This is a genomic window from Fibrobacter succinogenes subsp. succinogenes S85 (assembly GCF_000146505.1).
Classification (GTDB): domain Bacteria; phylum Fibrobacterota; class Fibrobacteria; order Fibrobacterales; family Fibrobacteraceae; genus Fibrobacter; species Fibrobacter succinogenes.
The window spans coordinates 3,785,456-3,803,492 of the sequence record NC_017448.1; the positions used below are offsets into that span (position 1 = coordinate 3,785,456).

The 18,037-nt window shown below is 49.3% G+C and carries 15 protein-coding genes and 1 other RNA gene; 9 read left to right on the forward strand and 7 right to left on the reverse strand.

Translation table 11 applies throughout. From position 1 onward, the window contains the following. Positions 1 to 54: 54 nt before the first annotated feature. Positions 55 to 2,244 carry an nSTAND3 domain-containing NTPase gene (locus FSU_RS15555; protein ID WP_015732388.1) on the forward strand — a complete coding sequence of 730 codons (2,190 nt, stop codon included), beginning with the start codon at positions 55 to 57 and terminating at the stop codon, positions 2,242 to 2,244. Between the two features lie 241 nt (positions 2,245 to 2,485). Here FSU_RS15555 and FSU_RS15560 read toward each other — a convergent pair whose 3' ends face one another. After that, positions 2,486 to 5,596, reverse strand: a complete 3,111-nt coding sequence (locus tag FSU_RS15560) for a GH116 family glycosyl hydrolase (RefSeq protein ID WP_420805944.1) — start codon at positions 5,594 to 5,596, stop codon at positions 2,486 to 2,488. A gap of 237 nt (positions 5,597 to 5,833) precedes the next feature. On the opposite strand from FSU_RS15560, the gene FSU_RS16175 reads away from it, so the two are divergent. The 3 genes from FSU_RS16175 (at position 5,834) to FSU_RS15575 (ending at position 7,501) form a co-directional block, all read left to right on the forward strand. Then, on the forward strand, positions 5,834 to 6,034 hold the full coding sequence (locus FSU_RS16175) for a hypothetical protein (RefSeq protein ID WP_014547299.1): 201 nt from the start codon (positions 5,834 to 5,836) through the stop codon (positions 6,032 to 6,034). Positions 6,035 to 6,170: 136 nt separating this feature from the next. Next, positions 6,171 to 6,761 carry a phosphoribosylglycinamide formyltransferase gene (gene purN / locus FSU_RS15570; RefSeq protein WP_015732389.1) on the forward strand — a complete coding sequence of 197 codons (591 nt, stop codon included), beginning with the start codon at positions 6,171 to 6,173 and terminating at the stop codon, positions 6,759 to 6,761. Then, on the forward strand, positions 6,758 to 7,501 hold the full coding sequence (locus FSU_RS15575) for a ribonuclease HII (RefSeq protein WP_014547301.1): 744 nt from the start codon (positions 6,758 to 6,760) through the stop codon (positions 7,499 to 7,501). Before purN ends, FSU_RS15575 begins: the two co-directional genes overlap by 4 nt. A gap of 179 nt (positions 7,502 to 7,680) precedes the next feature. Here the strand turns inward: FSU_RS15575 and FSU_RS15580 are convergent, their stop codons facing one another. Beyond that, positions 7,681 to 8,220: a DNA-deoxyinosine glycosylase gene (locus FSU_RS15580; RefSeq protein WP_014547302.1), complete on the reverse strand. Its 540-nt coding sequence runs from the start codon at positions 8,218 to 8,220 to the stop codon at positions 7,681 to 7,683. A gap of 175 nt (positions 8,221 to 8,395) precedes the next feature. Between FSU_RS15580 and FSU_RS15585 the strand changes: the two genes are divergently transcribed. The 3 genes from FSU_RS15585 to FSU_RS15590 all read left to right on the forward strand — a co-directional run bounded on the left by FSU_RS15585 (position 8,396) and on the right by FSU_RS15590 (position 11,058). Then, on the forward strand, positions 8,396 to 9,961 hold the full coding sequence (locus FSU_RS15585; protein ID WP_014547303.1) for a peptide chain release factor 3: 1,566 nt from the start codon (positions 8,396 to 8,398) through the stop codon (positions 9,959 to 9,961). Positions 9,962 to 10,195: 234 nt separating this feature from the next. Continuing rightward, positions 10,196 to 10,556: a transfer-messenger RNA gene (gene ssrA / locus FSU_RS16180) on the forward strand. Positions 10,557 to 10,644: 88 nt separating this feature from the next. Next, the gene (locus tag FSU_RS15590; protein WP_014547304.1) at positions 10,645 to 11,058 is read left to right on the forward strand and encodes a hypothetical protein; all 414 of its coding nucleotides are present in this window, start codon (positions 10,645 to 10,647) and stop codon (positions 11,056 to 11,058) included. Between the two features lie 23 nt (positions 11,059 to 11,081). Here FSU_RS15590 and FSU_RS15595 read toward each other — a convergent pair whose 3' ends face one another. The 5 genes from FSU_RS15595 to ilvB form a co-directional block, all read right to left on the reverse strand. Continuing rightward, complete coding sequence (locus FSU_RS15595; RefSeq protein WP_014547305.1) at positions 11,082 to 12,170, reverse strand: radical SAM protein; 1,089 nt, start codon at positions 12,168 to 12,170, stop codon at positions 11,082 to 11,084. Next, the gene (locus FSU_RS15600; protein WP_015732390.1) at positions 12,167 to 12,796 is read right to left on the reverse strand and encodes a hypothetical protein; all 630 of its coding nucleotides are present in this window, start codon (positions 12,794 to 12,796) and stop codon (positions 12,167 to 12,169) included. Before FSU_RS15600 ends, FSU_RS15595 begins: the two co-directional genes overlap by 4 nt. A gap of 24 nt (positions 12,797 to 12,820) precedes the next feature. Beyond that, on the reverse strand, positions 12,821 to 13,390 hold the full coding sequence (locus FSU_RS15605) for a hypothetical protein (RefSeq protein WP_015732391.1): 570 nt from the start codon (positions 13,388 to 13,390) through the stop codon (positions 12,821 to 12,823). Positions 13,391 to 13,635: 245 nt separating this feature from the next. Beyond that, entirely contained in the window at positions 13,636 to 14,130 is a 495-nt protein-coding gene (gene ilvN, locus FSU_RS15610) for an acetolactate synthase small subunit (RefSeq protein ID WP_014547307.1), read from the reverse strand. A gap of 15 nt (positions 14,131 to 14,145) precedes the next feature. Beyond that, the gene (gene ilvB, locus FSU_RS15615) at positions 14,146 to 15,864 is read right to left on the reverse strand and encodes a biosynthetic-type acetolactate synthase large subunit (RefSeq protein ID WP_014547308.1); all 1,719 of its coding nucleotides are present in this window, start codon (positions 15,862 to 15,864) and stop codon (positions 14,146 to 14,148) included. Between the two features lie 347 nt (positions 15,865 to 16,211). On the opposite strand from ilvB, the gene FSU_RS15620 reads away from it, so the two are divergent. Both FSU_RS15620 and FSU_RS15625 read left to right on the forward strand, forming a co-directional pair. Continuing rightward, positions 16,212 to 16,613: a hypothetical protein gene (locus FSU_RS15620; RefSeq protein WP_015732392.1), complete on the forward strand. Its 402-nt coding sequence runs from the start codon at positions 16,212 to 16,214 to the stop codon at positions 16,611 to 16,613. A gap of 3 nt (positions 16,614 to 16,616) precedes the next feature. Continuing rightward, positions 16,617 to 18,035: an MBOAT family O-acyltransferase gene (locus FSU_RS15625; protein ID WP_014547310.1), complete on the forward strand. Its 1,419-nt coding sequence runs from the start codon at positions 16,617 to 16,619 to the stop codon at positions 18,033 to 18,035. Positions 18,036 to 18,037: the final 2 nt, after the last annotated feature.

Sequence of the window (18,037 nt, forward strand, 5' to 3'; positions counted from 1 at the left end):
AGCCGTTGCAAGTAGATTGGTGTGAAATCGCTCCCATGCAAATTAGATTTGAATATGAACTACGATTTCTCTGTTTTAAGCGATAATGATTTTCAAGAAATGGTCGATAAACTCTTGATTGGTAAAACAAGAGTCGTTGAACAGTATGCCGAAGGCCGTGATAATGGGATTGATGGACTTGTCTATGACCTCCCTAAGGAAACCATCGTTCAAGCGAAACATTATCTTAGGTCTGGTTTTAGCAGGTTAAAGAGTGTAATAAAAAAAGAGGAATTGCCAAAAATTCAAAACGAGAATATTTCGTGCTATGTTTTAGCGACATCTTTAAATTTATCTCGGAATCAGGCTGAAACATTAAGAGCTTTGATAAAGAATGTCGTTCAAGACGTAGTTGTTTTGGGTGCGGTTTCAATAAGTGGTCTACTTGACAAAGATCCTGCGACTTTGAAATCTACCATAAAGTTGTGGGCGACGAACGCCGAAATAGTTAGGATGCTCTTTAAACCCGCTAACATGAACTGTTTTTATGAACTGCAGAACCGATGGGAAGACTTAAATAATGTGTTTGTTGAAACTCCTGATGTGAAGAATGTGGTGGATTCGCTAGAAAAGAACCATGTAGCTGTAATTGCTGGCGAACCTGGCGTGGGAAAGACTACTTTGGCTGAATATATTTGTCTTCTTTATTTCAAAGAAGGGTATGAGGTTCATTTCTTTGAGGGTAAGTTTTCGCACGACGATTATGATTTAAGTGATACGGAAAAGAAGATTATCTTCTATTTTGATGATTTTTTAGGTAGCACCTATTACAACTGTTTCTCTGGGAAACAGGACTGTTCTATTGTTAATTTCCTAAAACGGATGTCAAAAGAAAAGAACAAACGATTTATTCTTACTTCTAGGACGAATATCATTCAAAAAGCATGTGCCTATAGCCAAAGATATCGAGATTATCGTCTTACGAAACGGGCGTATATAGTTAATGTGGGGGAATACTCTTATTTAACAAAAGCTAGAATTTTGTACAATCATTTGCAAAATTCAAATGTGGGGGCTGGTGAAATTGCGAACATTGTGAAAAACAAAGCTTATAAGACGATTGTTGAACATAGAAATTTTAATCCCCGACTAATCCATTTTATTACAAAACAGGAGAATTTTGAAGATTCGCAACAAGAACATTATTTAGAGTTCATCATTGAATCATTGGATAATCCTAAAGAAATTTGGGAAAATTGCTTTACAGGGCAATTAGACTCTTCTCAACGCCTTTTAGTTCAATTAGTTGTTGCTAATCGAGAAAAAATTCAAGAGAGTACGCTCAAGAATGCATATAGTAAAGCGCTTGTTGTAATGGGTATAAAAATTCCTGAACTGGAACGTAATGATTTTGAATATGTTTTGAGTGGGTGTCTTCGATCTATCTTAAGAAGGGATGTTGAAATATCGGGTGGATGCAAGAAAGCTATTGTTTCTGTGTTTAACCCATCTGTTACCGATTATGTATTGCCCACCATTTTAGAAAGAGATATAATAGTTAAATTGTGTAGTGTTCTTGGAACGGTTGATTCCATAACAATTATAGAATCAAATGAAGAAAAAATTGATGATGTTCAATCGATCTATAGGGATATTGTAAAAGAGATCCCTAAAAAAACGTGGTCAGATGCGAAAATTCGTTTAATTCGCCTTATGGGAAATAAGTGTGGGCTTGTTCCTAATCTGATAAAATATGCTATAAAAAATAACGACATAATTACTGATGATAATAAATTTGATTTTTATTTTATCGTTATAGAAAATTTATCCAAATATGACTTTTCTGAATTTATCATATGCTGTGGTTGGTCTTTTTGTAACGATTATTCGGATTTTGGTGCTATTTTAGAGGGTTATAGAAAAACATCTTTTGCTCAACATTTTGTTATTGAATATCTGCAAGAATGTGTGTATGAATCATTGCTTGATGATATTGAAAATATTTTGGGAAATGAAACTGATGCTTTTATATGTACATCATGTGAAGAAGTTGCGGAAGAAATGAAAATTTTTTTGGAGGAAATCAAAGATACGTATCCATTTTTGAAAGAAGATGAAATTGACTCTATTCGCGAAAATGTTGATTTAAAAAGTATTGTTGATCGAAATTTTAAATTTTTTGAATCTGCAAAAAATAGTAGTTGCGAGAAAAAAGAGCAAGAAGATATAAAGAATGTTGATGCTTTATTTAGTGGTTTGTTGTAGTTTTTTTTGTAGACCGTTTTGCATTAATTTAATTTTGAACAAATTGCGAACATCTGATTGAACGAACTCACTTCCAAAAACTTTTGAGCTTCGCTCCAAATCCGCTGCGGCTCGTAAATGCCCGAAAATCGGTCACTTCTCTCGCCTTGCTGGATTTATTATATTTGAAAAGTACGAGGAATTAAAAAACGCGCAGGCTAATCAATAGCCTGCGCATTTTCTTGTGCGTTGAATTTTCCGATTACTTATAAAGCAGAGCGAACACCATGCCCGGGCGGAAGTACTTACCAGCGGTGTACTTGAGTGCCGTGCTGTGGAGGAGCGTGAAGAGCTCGTTCACATCAACCTTGTTGCTCTTGGCAATGGCGCCGAATGCCTTCGTGAAGGTGGCGAGATTGCGCGGGAGCTTCGGGCTGATGCGGGAGTCGGCGAGGAGTGCGCCCTTCTTCAGGAGTTCCTTGTGCATCTTGTCGGCGGCAGTTGCGCTGAGGCCGAACTTTGCAACGAGTGCTTCCGGGTGGAGGCGGCAAGAACCGTTGAATCCTTCCGGTGCAGCGAACGGAACGCGGGCTTCGTCATAGAGGTTTCCGATCATGGAATCGGCGAGCACGGAGGCTTCCTTTTCCAAACCGTGGAACATCATGGCGGTCATGATGCTGTACTGAATGCCGATCCAAACGTCGTGAGCCTGGAAGTTGAATTCGTCGAGCGGAGAACCGTCCTTACGAACAAGGTTTGCAGCACCGATGAGCGGGCTGTTGGCCTTATAGTTCGTATTGAAAATTCTGAGCAAGTTAGACTTTGCCTTAGCGCTGTCGGTAATCGGTTCGAGGTCGAGCAAGCGGAGGTAAGTGTCTGCAAGCATCGTGTCGGCGAACACGTCGTCGCAGTCGTTGGCTATCTTTGCTTCCCAGCTCTTGGTGAAGGCTTCCTTGCACTGAGCCGTAATCCAAGCCTTCTTGAGACCGCGGAGTTCGTTCTTGGAGAGGTCTTCGCCGTCCGGGATTTCGCCTGCGCAGAGCCATTCGTTGATTGCCTTCACGCCAGCGTTCGGATCTTCCGGGAGTTCCAGAGAAACCTTCACGGCTTCGCGGAGTTCGGCGTACTTTTCGACGTTCAAGTCCTTCATTTCCATCGGGGTCACGAAGAAGCGGAAGTAGCCTTCGTTTTCGTCCCAGAGGGATTCGGTGAATTCCTTGTTGGCGGCTTCGGACTTTTCGTTCCACTTGGCAGCTTGTTCGTTGTCGCCGAGGAGCTCTGCAATCTTTGCGGCAGCGCGGAGGCCTGCAATCCAGAGGGAACCGCAGTAAACGGAGATGCCGTAGCTGCAGAGGTTGTCGAACGTATCGTCCGTACCGTGCGTGAGCGGGAAGTTTTCGCCCGGGTTCACCATCTTTTCTAGGTATTCCATAGCGGCGTAAACGGCTTCCTTGCAATCGGCGAGGCACTGCATGTCCTTCGTCTTGTGGTAGTGACGGTAGACCATGAGCACGTATTTCGGAGCGAGGTCCTTCCATTCCTTAACGTTGTGCCAGTCGTAGGCATCCGGTTCGGCGTCGAAGGGGCTACCGAGGTCGTGAATCACAGCGCCACGCACAGCGCGCGGGCCTTCGAGCTTCGGATCCGGGAGGTCGGCGTAGGGGAGGTTCACAAATTCGTGGTGACGGCGACGGTTGTTGTTCACGGCGAGGATTGCATCACCAAAGCGCTTCATCACAACGCCATCGAGGCGCGGCATGAGGGCGAGCAAGCTAAAGCTGCCGTAGAAGTAAACGTCGAGAGAGTTGAAGAACGGATAGTCGGCGCATTCGCGGACTAGGAAACGGTCTTCCTTGTCCCACACGGTGGCTTCGGCGAGGAAGCTGAGCGTGTTGATGGCGAGGCTCTTGAATTCAGCCTGCTTGGCGGCAGTCTTGTAGAGCTTGGCAACCGGCTTCTTCGGAACAAGGTTTTCAAATGCCTTGAGGCGATCATCAAAAGTCTTGTCGGCAGCGAGAGCTTCCGTAAGGAGGGCGACTACGCGGCCGTATGCTTCCGGGTAGAATGCGGTGTACTTCTTGGCGGAAGTGAGCTTGTTCAGCTTGATTTCCGGGAAGTCGAGCACCATGTTGAACTGGAAGGAGACCTTCTGCTTCGGCTTGAGGACTGCGGTAACGGCGATGGCACCGGCAATCGTTTCACGTCCGCTGTAAACGTTCTTGACCCAGGAGCCTGCAACGCGACCGCTCTGGAGAGCTGCCTTCAAGACGGACTTGGCGTCGTCCTGGTAGAACATCGGCTTCACGGAAACGTTGAGGTTGTCCTTCTTGTTCCAAGCTACGCTCACACCCATGCAACCGTTGAAGTCGCTTTCGGCGAGAGCCTTTTCGTTATAAAATTCGATACCGCGAACAGAGCGGCCATCTTCGAGTTCCTTGTCGAACTGCACGCCCTTCGGGAAACGTGCTGCCGGAACGAGAACAAAGCTGGAGTCCTGAACGCCCTGGCGGTCCTTCTTGGCCATGTAGCCCGTGATGCTGTCCTGAATCTGGACGATCGTCACTTCGCGGGTTTCCTTGGTGTTGTTTTCGAGCGTGAAGACGGTGGCGTTCACCGGGAGGCTGGAGAGGCGTTCGTCGCCCGGAGTCACGTAGCTGGACTGCGTCTTGGTGATGGCGACACCCTTGCCTTCATAGACAGTTTCGCTAACCGGATAGAGGGCGGTGTACTTCATCTTGGCGGCGTCATAACCCGGCTGGCCGAGGAATTCGCTGTCGTTTGTCCAAGCGGCGGTGAGAGCGCCTTCGCGTGCAGCCTTTTCGCCAACCATGCCGTCGAAGAAGTCAATGAGCACGGCGCGGTTGATGGCGGCGGTGTCCTTGCCTGCGGCGATCAAAGCCTGAGTGCGGTCGCTGAACTGGATGTGCCAGCGTTCAAAAGCGGCCTTGTTCGTTTCGAAGAAAGTCTTGTCGGCGAGAACCTTGTTGAGCTTGGCTTCGGCCTTCTTCTGGTCCTTCATGTCGGCGTCGCCGAAAACGCGTGCGCCATTAGCATCGAGGAGCGGGAAGTTGTTGTTGTAAATGCCGAATGCGGCGAAGTTGCCAATCACAAGCGCAGCCTTTGCGCTGAGCACAGCTTCCTTGAAGAAGAAGTTGTTGAAGCGGAGGTCAGAAGCCTTTTCGGTGCGAACCTGGACGCCCGGCATCACGTTCATCACGGGAGTCGTGCCTGCTGGCGTTGCTGTAAACGTAGAACCGATACCGCCCACGGCAATACCCGTGGTGGAAGGAGTTGTAGAAAGCGGGGTGTACCACGGCTGAATGAATTCCACAGCGAGACCCGGGGTCATCAGCTTTTGGACGGAGCCGGACATTTTTGCACCGGCAAGATATTCTTTAATGCTCATAATGAGGTCCGATAATTTAAAGGTTTATACGGGTGGAAAGATAGTAAATAGACGAAAGAACGCGGCTATGCCGCTATAGACTAGAGATGAAAGAGGGATGCGTCATCCTGGAGCGTAGCGGGGGGATCCAGTGAAGTTTTGTTTTACGATGTCTTTTTTCAAACTATTTACATCAATTGCTTCTGATTGATTTATTTTTAGGGTATGACTAAGTTGATTGCACATATGCTCCCCGGCGTTTTCCTCATCGTCGTGTTTTCCCTGTTGAAAGCCTACGTTATCCCAGCCCACGTCACCTTTGAATCGTGGTTCGTCTACGTCAACTTTTTAGTCTGGGTCGTCTGCATAACCGTCCCGTGCGTCATCTATTACCTCCGCACTCCACCTGGAATCGATCATAAGTAAGTTAGACGAGAGAACGGACCTATGGTCCTACAGACGAGTGACGAAAGAGGTACTCTAAAGATTTGTTTTGATTCCATGATTGTTGGAATATTCTCTCGTCTCTAGTCTTTCGTCTAAAAAAAACTATATTTGGCCCATGTTTAAAATTGGCGTCATGGCTTCCGGCGGTGGAAGCAACTTCAAAGCAATTATTGACCGCATTGGCGAGGGTGACCTCGAAGCCCAGTGCAAGTTCTTAATCACGAACAACGCTGGTTGTGGTGCGGTGCATCATGCCGAAGAATTCGGAATCCCGGTGCATCACATTTCGGGTAAGACGCATCCGGATCAGGCTGCGTACGAAGCGGCTATGCTTGAAGTTCTCGACAAGTACGATGTGGACCTTTTGATTTTGGCCGGTTACATGAAGGCGCTCCCACTTTGCATGCTTAAGCGTATGCCGGACCGCATTTTGAATATTCACCCGTCGCTGTTGCCGAAGTTTGGCGGTAAAGGTTTCTTTGGACATCACGTTCATGAAGCTGTGCTTGCCGCGCATGAAACGGAATCTGGCCCGACGGTGCATCTCGTGAGCGAAGAAATTGACCGCGGTCGTATCTTGGCGCAGACTAAAGTTCCTGTGATGAAAGACGATACCGCCGATACGCTTGCCGCCCGCGTCTTGGTTCAAGAACACGCTTTGTACTGGAAGACAATTAAGGAATACGCGGCCTCGCTGGGTCTATGAAATTCAAACTGCCCGCATTTTTGGAAAACATTGAATCCCCGGTAGAAGGGGAGGTGGCTCTGCGCAAGTTCGCTGCGGAGAATTCCGCGATTGTCGTGGGAATTGATGAAGTTGGTCGAGGACCGCTTGCAGGCCCTGTTGTCGCTTGCGCGGCTGTACTCAAGTCGCCCGATGCGCTCTTGACGCTGAACGATTCCAAAAAACTTTCTCGCCCTAAGCGCGAAGCGATGTTTGATGCGGTCAAGGACGCTTGTGCCTGTTATGCGATTGCTAGCGCGAGCGTTGAAGAAATTGACGAAATCAACATTCTTGAAGCGGACTTCTTGGCGATGCGCCGTGCCTTGCAGGCCCTCGGATTCCCCGGCCTCAACGAATCCGCCCCCGAAATCCCCATTGAAGTCAAAGGCTCGCTGAACGATGTCATGCCGGACTCCGTTCCGGCATCGGCCCTCTCGTCTAACGTTCTAATCGCAGTCGATGGCAATCTCAAGATTCGTGGTGTTCCTGCCGAAAATCAGATGCCGATTGTAAAGGGTGATGGCCGCATCGCTAGCATCTCGGCGGCCTCGATCCTTGCGAAAGTTTTCCGTGACCGCTATATGGATAAATTAGAAGAACTTTATCCGGGATACGGTTTTGACAAGCACGCCGGTTACGGCACCAAGGCTCACCTCGACGCCATCCGCCGCCAAGGCTTCTCGCCTGCCCACCGCAAAAGCTTCCACCCCAAAAGCTTGTAGCTGTTCTTTCGTCACTCGTCTCTCGTCTTTGGACTTTGCACATGTGCTAAATGCTAGGCTCAATTATGTCAAAAAACAAGTTTTTTGCCGCAATATTCGCCTTACGCATTTATCGCTTCGCTTAAGTCCAAAATGCTCGCTTCGGTCATGTCCAAATGAATTTGGCCGCGACTCTCAGCTTATGCATTTGTCGTCTCTCGTCTGATTTCCCCATACGCTTCTACGAGTTTCTCGAATTTGACAGCGCAGTTGGCGGGGGAGGTGGACGGCAATTTGACAGCCTTGATTCCGGTCGCCTTTTCGCAGTATTTTTCGTAGAGTTTGTGCGCAGTGGCGCCTGTGCAAAAGATGCGCTTGATTTTCGTTTTCGCAATGAGCGATGCGATATCATTCGGCACGACGTCTTCAATGCTCGTATCGCTTGCTCCAATGATAGTGCAACTGTCAAGAACGTCCCACAATGCGATATGGTGTTCTAAAAGCATCGCTTTTTTCTCGTCGATGGTCTCAGGGGTTGGCTCATTCAAGACGCTTGCGAGAACTTTCCAGAACCGGTTTTGCGGATGCCCATAATAGAATCCCTGTTCGCGCGATTTGGGCGAGGGGATGGAACCAAGCAACAGAACCTCTGATTTTTCATCGAAAAGTGCAGGAAACTCATGCGTTACCCAAGTCCTCGTATTCTTTACGGTTCTAGATTGCGTCTTCTTAATTGCCATATTTCTAAAAATAAAAAGATATCTTACCTCTCGTCACTCGTCTTTCGTCTCTCGTCCTCCTACTGTCTACTGCCTACTAATGATACATTGAACTTACCACTTAAAATTGCTATATTTGCCCGCGTAAAAATGGTTGCGTCCTAACCACTAACCACTAATCACTGATTACTGCTCCATGAATCCAGAAATTGAAAAACGCCGCACTTTCGCCATCGTCAGCCACCCTGACGCCGGTAAAACCACCATCACCGAAAAGTTCCTGTGGTACGGGAATGTGATTCGCGAGGCTGGTCACGTGCGCGCGAAGGCCAACAAGAGCTATACCGTTAGTGACTGGATGAAGATTGAACAGCAACGTGGTATTTCTGTTTCGAGTTCCGTGTTGAACTTCCCGTTCGAAGGTTGCATGTTCAACCTCGTCGATACCCCGGGGCATCAGGACTTCTGCGAAGACACGTACCGTGCGCTCACCGCCGTGGACGCCGCTCTCGTGCTTATCGATAGTGTGAACGGTGTTGAAAAGCAGACGATTCGCTTGATGAATGTCTGCCGCATGCGCCATACGCCGATTATCACGTTCATCAACAAGATGGACTTGGACGGCCGCCATGTGCTCGACTTGCTCGACCAGATTGAAAGCGTTTTGCAGATTAAGACTGCTCCGTTTACGCTCCCGATTGGCGTCGGTAAGCTTTTCAAGGGCGTCTATTCCATCGCCGAAAATACGTTCCACACGTTCAACCCGGACGATGGCAAGCAAGAGATTATCCAGATGGAAGGACCGGATGATCCGCGCCTCGTTGAACTCTGCGGTGAAAACTGGGTGAATCAGTTCAAGGAAGAGTACGAAATGGTCACGGGCGGTATGGATCCGTTCGACCACGAAAAGTTCCTCAAGGGCGAAATGTGTCCGGTATTCTTCGGTTCTGCCGTGAACAACTTCGGTGTGCGCCAGCTTTTGAACGCTTTTGCAAAACTCGCTCCTCCGCCGATGATCCGCGACACCGACAAGCGCCCGGTTAAGCCGGACGAAGACGCTTTCAGTGCATTTGTCTTCAAGATTCAGGCCAACATGGACCCGAAACACCGCGACCGCACGGCATTCCTCCGCATTTGCTCGGGCAGCTTTACCCGTGGCGAAAAGGTTTTCCACGTGCGTACGGGCCGTGACATCCGCTTGGCTGCTCCGACCGCGTTCCTCGCGAAGGACAAGGAAGTGATTGACCACGCCTGGGCGGGCGACATCGTGGGTATCAACGATCCGGGACTTTTCCGCATTGGCGATACGCTTACGGATGGCGAAAAGATGAACTTCACGGGCATTCCGGACTTTGCTCCGGAACACTTTGCCCGCGTGACGCTTTTGAACCCGCTCAAGTCTAAGCAGATGGCGAAGGGCCTTGCCGAACTTTCGGAAGAAGGTGCAACGCAGCTCTATGAACCGCTCAAGTCCGCTGTGCCTGTCGTGGGCGTCGTGGGTGAACTCCAGTTTGACGTGCTCAAGTTCCGCTTGCAGAGCGAATACGGCGCCGACGTGCAACTTGACCGCGTGCCAGCTCATTGCATCCGCTGGGTGAAGGGTCCCGAAGCCGATGTCGGCAAGTTCGCCGAAGAATACGCCGGCGATTGCATGATGGATAAGGAACGCAATCTCGTGTGCCTCTTCCCGAATGAATATCGCCTGAACCTCGCGCTCAAAAACTACGAACGCTTGAGCTTCGCCGAAACCTCTCAGGGGTAGTTTAGACGAGAGTTGAAAGGTGGGGACCCCTTTGCTTTTTAACTCGATGTTTGTTATATTTGTACTCAACCGCTAATATACGGGGGTGCTCTGGTTGGCCAAAATTCCTGCTACTCGCAGCAATTTTGCCCTCCGGGTCTTTCGAACGCATGCGTTCTCAAGAGCTTAAATGCTCGCTAGCTCGCATTTAATCGACAGGCCTGTCTCAACCGAGCATCCTTGTGTAGAACACAAGGGGGTGCTCTGGTTTCGACAGGGTTACCGAAGTGTTAGTTGCAAGTCGAGGTCTCAGACGAGGGCAACTCGTTAAAAAGTCTGAAAAAAAATAAGTGCTGACGAAAACTACGCACTCGCTGCCTAATTAACGGCAACGCCGGGCCTCATTCCGCTCCCATCGGGATGTACGTCCGGACGCAATATGGGATAGGGAAGTGTCATGCCTGGGGGCATCTCCCGAGATTTACTAGGCTGGTCAAACTCCGCGCCGACCTTCTTGGGCGTGGATAAGACGAGATCTTAAATACGAAGGGAACACTTGTAGGAACGTACATGGACGTGATTTTGGACAGGGGTTCGACTCCCCTCACCTCCAGAAAAAAAAGAACTCACTATGTGAGTTCTTTTTTTGTTTTGTAAGAACCGCTCGGCTCTTTCTTTCTAAATTGAAATCAAAAGGAGGTTGTATGGATTGCAGAATCTTAGTCCGTTTCATTGGAGTCCAAGAGGATCTTGATGCGTTGTGGAGCGCATTCATGGAACATTTCCCGGAGGCCGAACTGCCGAGCGTCGATTCCGGAGAATGGTATTCCGTCGAAGATTACATGACCGATGAATACGAATGCCGCTTCGAGGTACTGCCGGAGTCCGAGCTATATGCAATCGATGGAACTTTCCTTGTCGAAAACGAACCGCCCGAGGATGTCCTGACCGAAATTCTGGAACGCTTCGAACGCGTGTATGCCGTGTTCAAGTGGTCTACGATGGATGTTGGGGTAGGCTGCGGTACCAGCGAAGGCTGGGGCGAGTTCAATGCCGACCGCGCCGATGACGGTTCCGACGAAGCGAACGAAATCTCCGAAGCTGTCCTCGGATTTTAGCCATTTATTTTACGCCATTTATTTTACGCCATTTTCTCAAGCAGTGTATCGCAGATTTCTGCGAGCATTCTTTCGTGCGTACACACTTCGGGTGACACTCCTTCTATTGTCCCCGTCGTGTAGTAGCTCGTGCAGGCGCACTCGTGCGCACAGCAGCGGTAGCGGATGTCGCACCCCTCGCATTCCTTTTTGTCGTTGTCTAAAAATACTCGAATCTTGTCACAAGCCGCTTCGTCAAAGCCGGTAAAAACGTTCCCCTGCACATAGTGGGTGTTTGGGTTTGAGGTGATAAACCGTGTGCAAGGGAACATATTCCCGTTTGTCGCAACACCGATGGCTCCATTGTACACATGGCACGAATAAAGTCTGTATCGCGAATTAATAAGTCTTATTTTTACTTTGTCGTGGATTGTGCCGAGGAAGAACTTGTCGCCTTTCTCGCGGCATTCTCTCCAGTAATCTGCCATTTTCTGGTATTGCAAGGCGAGCTTGTCAAAATCTTCACCGCTCCACTTACCGTCAAAATCAACACTTGTGGTAAGGCTCTGGAATCCCTGTTCGTGCAGCCACTTGACGCTCTCAAAAAGCGTGCTGACGTGGGCTCGCGTGACGGTGCTTAACGCGACTGCGCCGAGTTTCACGAATCGCGGAATATGCTTTTCGATGGCCTTGAAACTTCCCGTATTGTTGACGGTGCGGCGCGCGATATCGTGGTGGTGTTCCGGCCCGTCGAGTGAAAGATAAATGCGGAATTTTTCGCGTTCGCAAAAGTCAAAGAATTCGTCGTCAAACAGCGTGGCGTTTGTGTTGACCGCAAATTGCAACTTGAAATTTTTTGAGATTTTGCCTTTGTCCATCGCGTCATCGACAATCGCCTTTGCGAATTCAACACCTTTATAAATGGCGTCCCTTCGCAAAAGCGGCTCCCCTCCAAAGAACGTGATGTTCAAGTACGACTGCCTAAAGAAAATCGTGCGGTCGAGTGCAATTTTGATGGCCTGCTCGAGGGTTGCATCGTCCATGACCGTTTTGCGGTCTGCTTGCGATTCCTTGTAATAGCAGTAGGTACAACGTAAATTACATTGTTCTGTAAGGCAAAGGACTAAATTCATGCTTGAATGTCGTCTTGCTCGAACGTGGTGACCATGCTGAATATCATACACGAGCCATCATCGCAGATGTGTATGCGAGGGTTGAGCGTATCTATGGCAGGTGTGGTTTGAGTGGCAGGGATTGCTGTTTTGCTGCTACTAGACTTTTCCTCGGACGAGCTTGACAGCGTTTCGCTTGATGAAGAATCTTCGTACGGCGGGAGAATGCCTGCTTCTGGAGGTGGCTCGTAAGACGAACTGCTAGGTTTTTCGACGGAAGAACTGCTGAGACGTTCAGAAGACATGACCATCGGGGAACCCGATTCTGGCGGCGGGTACACCATGGAGCTACTCAATGGCTGCATTGCAGAGGATAGTGCTTCGATGGCTTCGCTGCTGAGATGTTCTCCGCTTGAAGAAATGTCGGTATAGCTAGAACTGCTGTATTGTTCTCCGCATGCCGCCTGTCCGCATGTCGGTTCGTTCTCTGGCTGCTGCTTGGGATGGTCTCCGCTATTTGCCGATACACTGTCATCGCAAGCTGTTGCACCGATGGATGCCGCAATTCCGAGTGCAGCTGCGACCGCACTTTGGGTAAAATGGCTCAATTTTGAGCTTTTGACGACTTTCTTCTTCTCAATTTTCATGGTTCCCTCTAACACTTGCAGATCTTATACATTGTCAAACATTTCGTATGTGGACACCATGCTCACTAGCGGAAAGTCGTCATCGTCATGGCACATAATGACGTTTACGCCCATAGAATCAATTTTGTTGCAATCTCTTGGCCATGGTGGGACGACTTCTGTGGAACTGCTAGATTCTTCCTTGACGCTCGACGAACTGCGGGGCTTTTCGACAAATGTGCTGCTAGAACTTTCGGATGAGCTGCTGACGATTTCTTCTGACGAACTGCTTTGAATTGGTGCAACAGAAGAGCTGCTTGGCGTTTGTACGGAAGAAGAAGAAAGTGCTTCGATGGCTTCACTGCTGAGTCGTTCGTGGCTCAGCGGAATATCGGTTACAGAAGAACTTGATTGTATTTCGGGGCTTTCGGAGGCGTCGCTGCTGTTTGGATTGTTGTTGTCTGGTTCAACAGGGCCGATAACCTGACCACTTTCAGCATCGCCTGTACAGCCGCTCATCAAAATTGCGGACATGCCAAGCATTGAGGCAACACCTGCCTTGGTGGCATTCGACAAACGTGAATTTCCGGTAACTTTCTTCTTCTCGATTTTCATAAAAATTTTCCTCCTTACATCCTTACACCATGTTAATATAGTTTGTTTTGGAATATAAAGTGTAATTTGGGGCCTTTTTTGTGATTGGCTCTGAACGTTTTTGTTGCATCCGTTGCATATAGGCGTTGCGACTTCGCCGCAGTTGGCAGAACTTAGTTGGTAGAACTTAGAATATGCAAAAAATGCATCCGGAATCCCGAATGCATTTCTCTAAGTTCTAAGATCTAAGCTCTAAGTTCTAAAGGCTAAGTCTTATCTTCACCGCGGAGCATGATGACCTTGCCCGTGCGGATGTATTCCACGATTTCGAACTTCTGCAACAAGCTCTTGAGGGTATCGACCTTCTGGCTGTTGCCCGTAATCTGGATAATCATGGACGTCATCGTCATATCCACCGTGTTGGCGTGGAAATGGTCGCAAAGCTGCAAGATTTCGGTGCGCTGTTCTGCAGTGCAACGAACCTTGATGAGGGCAAGTTCCTTTTCCACAGCGTCCGTACCGGTATGGTCCTTGGCCTGAACCACGTCCACGAGCTTTTCGAGCTGCTTGATGATTTGCATCAAGATTTCGGGATTGCCGTGAGCGATGATGTTCATGCGGCTGAAGTTCGGGTCGAGCGTGGGGGAGACGACGAGAGAATCGATGTTGTAGCCACGGCGGGAGAACACGAGTGCAATACGCACGAGCACGCCCGGGCGGTTTGCCACTAACAAGCTAATAGAATGTGCAATATCTTTCATTTTCTAATTCTCCTATTACGTCGATCCGGTGGGTTTTTCGAGCTGCGTCTTCGGCTGTTCGGTGATCATGCTTGTGATCGGAGCGCCTGCCGGAATCATCGGGAACACGTTGTCTTCCTTTTCGCATTCGCAGTGGATGAGGATCGGGCCGTCGTTGTAGTCCAAAGCCTTCTGGATCACGCGTTCAGCATCGGCCGGGCGCTTGATACGCAGACCCGGGATGCCGTAAGCTTCAGCGAGCTTCACGAAGTCCGGGTTGCCTCTCATGTCAACGCTGGAGTAGCGGTGGTCGTAGAAGAGTTCCTGCCACTGGCGCACCATGCCGAGGTACTTGTTGTCCATCACGAAAATCTTGATGGGGAGCTTGTGGATCGCGGCTGTTGCAAGTTCTGCTTCGGTCATCTGGAAGCCACCGTCACCGCTGAAGCTGCAAACCGGCCAACCGGTTTCGTTGCCGAATGCGGCACCGATAGCAGCCGGGAAGCCAAAGCCCATCGTGCCTGCGCCACCGCTGGAGTGGAGCTGACGCGGATAGTTGATGTGGAAGAACTGTGCAACCCACATCTGGTGCTGGCCCACGTCTGTGGTAACAATGGCCTTGCCCTGCGTAAGTTCGCTCACGGTAGCAACGATGTGCTGCATACGGAGGCCGCCCTGCTTGGCGTAGGTAAGCGGATAGCGCTTCTTCCAGGTCTGGCAAGTCTTGATCCAGTCGGCGGTATCGAGCTTGTTCACCATCGGGAGGAGCTGTTCCAGGACGAGCTTCGCGTCACCGCACATGAACACATCCGGCTGCAACACCTTGCCTTCTTCGGCTGGGTCGATGTCGATGTGCATCTTCACGGCGTTCTTGCAGAATTCGCTGAGCTTACCGGTAATGCGGTCGTCCCAACGGCTACCGATCGAAAGGATCAAGTCGCATTCGAGGACAGCCTTGTTGGCGTAAATTGTACCGTGCATGCCGAGCATGCCGAGAGAAAGTTCGTGGTCGGTCGGGAATGCACCGAGGCCAAGCATTGTGCAGCAAACCGGAGCGCCGAGCTTTTCGGCAAGTTCCTTCACCTGGCGGTGTGCGCCAGAAATCATGGCGCCGTGGCCCACGAGCAAAAGCGGCTTCTTGGAATTCTTGAGGTATTCGGCGGCCTTTTCGACGCTTTCAGTAGAAGCGTAGGTCGGAATCTTGTAACCCGGAAGGTCCATCTGGTCCGTGAACGGAGCGGTGCAGGGGCCTGCAGTCACGTCCTTCGGGAGGTCGATAAGCACCGGGCCCGGACGGCCAGAACGTGCGATGTGGAAAGCTTCCTTCATCACGCGCGGAAGGTCGTTCGTGTCCTTCACCAAGTAAGAATGCTTCACGGTTGCAAAAGTCATACCGCTAGTATCGCATTCCTGGAAAGCGTCCTTGCCCAAGTTCGGAGTCGTCGTCTGTGCCGTGAGCACGACGATCGGGCTAGAATCCATGAGAGCTGTATAAATACCTGTAAACGTGTTCGTTGCACCCGGACCGCTAGTGACAAGAGCTACACCGACCTTACCGGTCTGGCGGGCATAACCGTCAGCCATGTGGGTTGCGCCCTGTTCATGACGGCTGAGCACAACTTTGATGCTGGAGTCGAGGATGGCATCGAACATCGGAATGGCCGATCCACCGGGATAGCCGAAAATTGTATCAACGCCTTCACGCTTGAGGCATTCGATAATCACTTCGGCACCACTTAAGGTCTTATTTGCCATAATTTATCCTGTCTTTTAAAGAATAGATGAAAATTTAGATGAGCTGAAATATAGGAGTAATTTTTGAGGGTGGCAAGAGGTAAAACCCGACTTTTGTGAAATTTTTTGAAATTTTTAGTGAAATTTTATTTTGAAACGACCTGTTTTGGTGTAAAAATTGAAAAATTTTCGTTAAATTTTGAAAAATCGCACTTTGAATAAAGTAAAAACTAGTGAATTTTGGATTAAATTTCTGTTTTATGGAACTTGAGATGCTGAAATAATTGATTTTGGGAAATTGTCTCCCTGGAACGATATTCCTCCTTACTAAGTGGGCATCCCGCGTTTTTTTTTACTATTTTAATCTTATGCTTAAGAAAATCATACTTTCTCTGTTCCTCGCGGCCGCCTTTGTGTTCGCCGCCGACCCGATCACCATTGAAGGGCGTTTGACCGAAATTCCGGGCAAGATGCCTAGCAATGACCTGTACAGCTATGTCTATGTATTTAAGTACAAGGTCCAAAAGGTTGTTTCGGGCAAGCTCGACGCCAAGGAAGTTCTCGTGGGTGTTTATAACCCGCTCATCGCTCGCGGCAAGGTCAAGGACAAGATGGCCGACAAGTCCAAGGGCAACGTTGGCGAATTCAAGGCCAAGTCCAAATACACGCTCAAGCTGATCCCGCTCGAAGGCAACTGGGACGGCGCTGTTGAAGATGAATACTTTGACGACGAATCCCCGCGCTACTTGGCTATTGAAGTGAACGAGTAATTAATGGTTTTCTCTTCCCAGATTTTTCTTTTCTATTTCTTGCCGACGTTTTTGGTTGGCTACTTTGTTCTCTTCAAGCTCGGGGCTAAGCATTCGTTCCTGAACTTGTTCATTACCATCTTCAGTTACGTTTTTTACGGCTGGCTCGAACCATGGCTCGTGTTCCTTATGTTCGGTTGTACGCTCGTGGTGTACGTGGCTGGGCGGTTCATCTCGGCGCCTGACGCAAGCAAGTTCCAGCGGAATTTTGCGCTCGGTACGGCGATTGCGGTAAATCTCGGTGCGCTTGGGTTCTTCAAGTATTACATGTTCGGCATGGGAATCGTGAATGATTTTGCGACCATGCTTGGCTGTGAGCCGTTCTCGATTATGACGGTCCTTTTGCCGGTGGGTATTTCGTTCTACTCGTTCCAGTCCATGAGTTACGCCATAGACGTGTGGCGCGGTACGGCACCTCCGGTCAAGAATTTTGCGACATTCGCATGCTACGTGGCGCTTTTCCCGCAGCTTGTGGCTGGCCCGATTGTGCGTTACAATACGGTAGCCGAAGAACTTGAAACCCGCACGCATACGCTCGAAAACTTTGTGCGCGGTATTTTGTTCTTCTGCTTTGGTTTTGCCGAAAAAATCTTCCTTGCAAATCAGGTGGGCATCATTGCAGACCGCGTTTTTGCAGCCGATGCTCCGGGCGTCATCAATAGCTGGTGGGGTTCGCTTGCCTACATGTTCCAGATCTATTTTGACTTCTCGGCGTATTCTAATATGGCGATCGGTCTTGGCCTTATGCTCGGGTTCCATTTCCCGCGCAACTTCAACGGCCCGTACCGCTCGATTAGCATTACGGACTTCTGGAAGCGCTGGCACATTTCCCTCACAAGCTGGTTCCGCGATTACCTGTACATTCCGCTGGGCGGTAACCGCGTGCCGACGGGGCGCATGTACTTCAACCTATTCCTCGTGATGTTCGTGAGTGGCGTTTGGCATGGTGCGAACTGGACGTTTGTGTGCTGGGGCCTTTATCACGCCTTCTTCATGATTGTCGAACGTGCGAACAACAAGAACGCTTGGTACTACAAGGCTCCTCGCGTGGTGCAAATCCTTTTGACTCAGGTGATTGTGCTCTTTGGCTGGGTGCTGTTCCGCGCAGATTCCATTGGTGATGCCGTCCGCATGTGGAAGAATATGCTTGGGCTTGGCGCAACGGCTGCTTCCGACGTGATTTTGTCTACTGAAATTTTCACGCCGACATGCGTCACTTTCATGCTGCTTGCAGGGCTCTTCTCGTTCTGGAAGTTCCGCAGCTACGATTGGTGCGTTGACGTCTCGTTCAAAAAATCGCTTGTCGTGCTTGGGCTTTTCATCCTTGCAACGCTTGCGCTCTTTACCCAGAGCTACAATCCGTTCTTGTATTTCCAATTTTGATT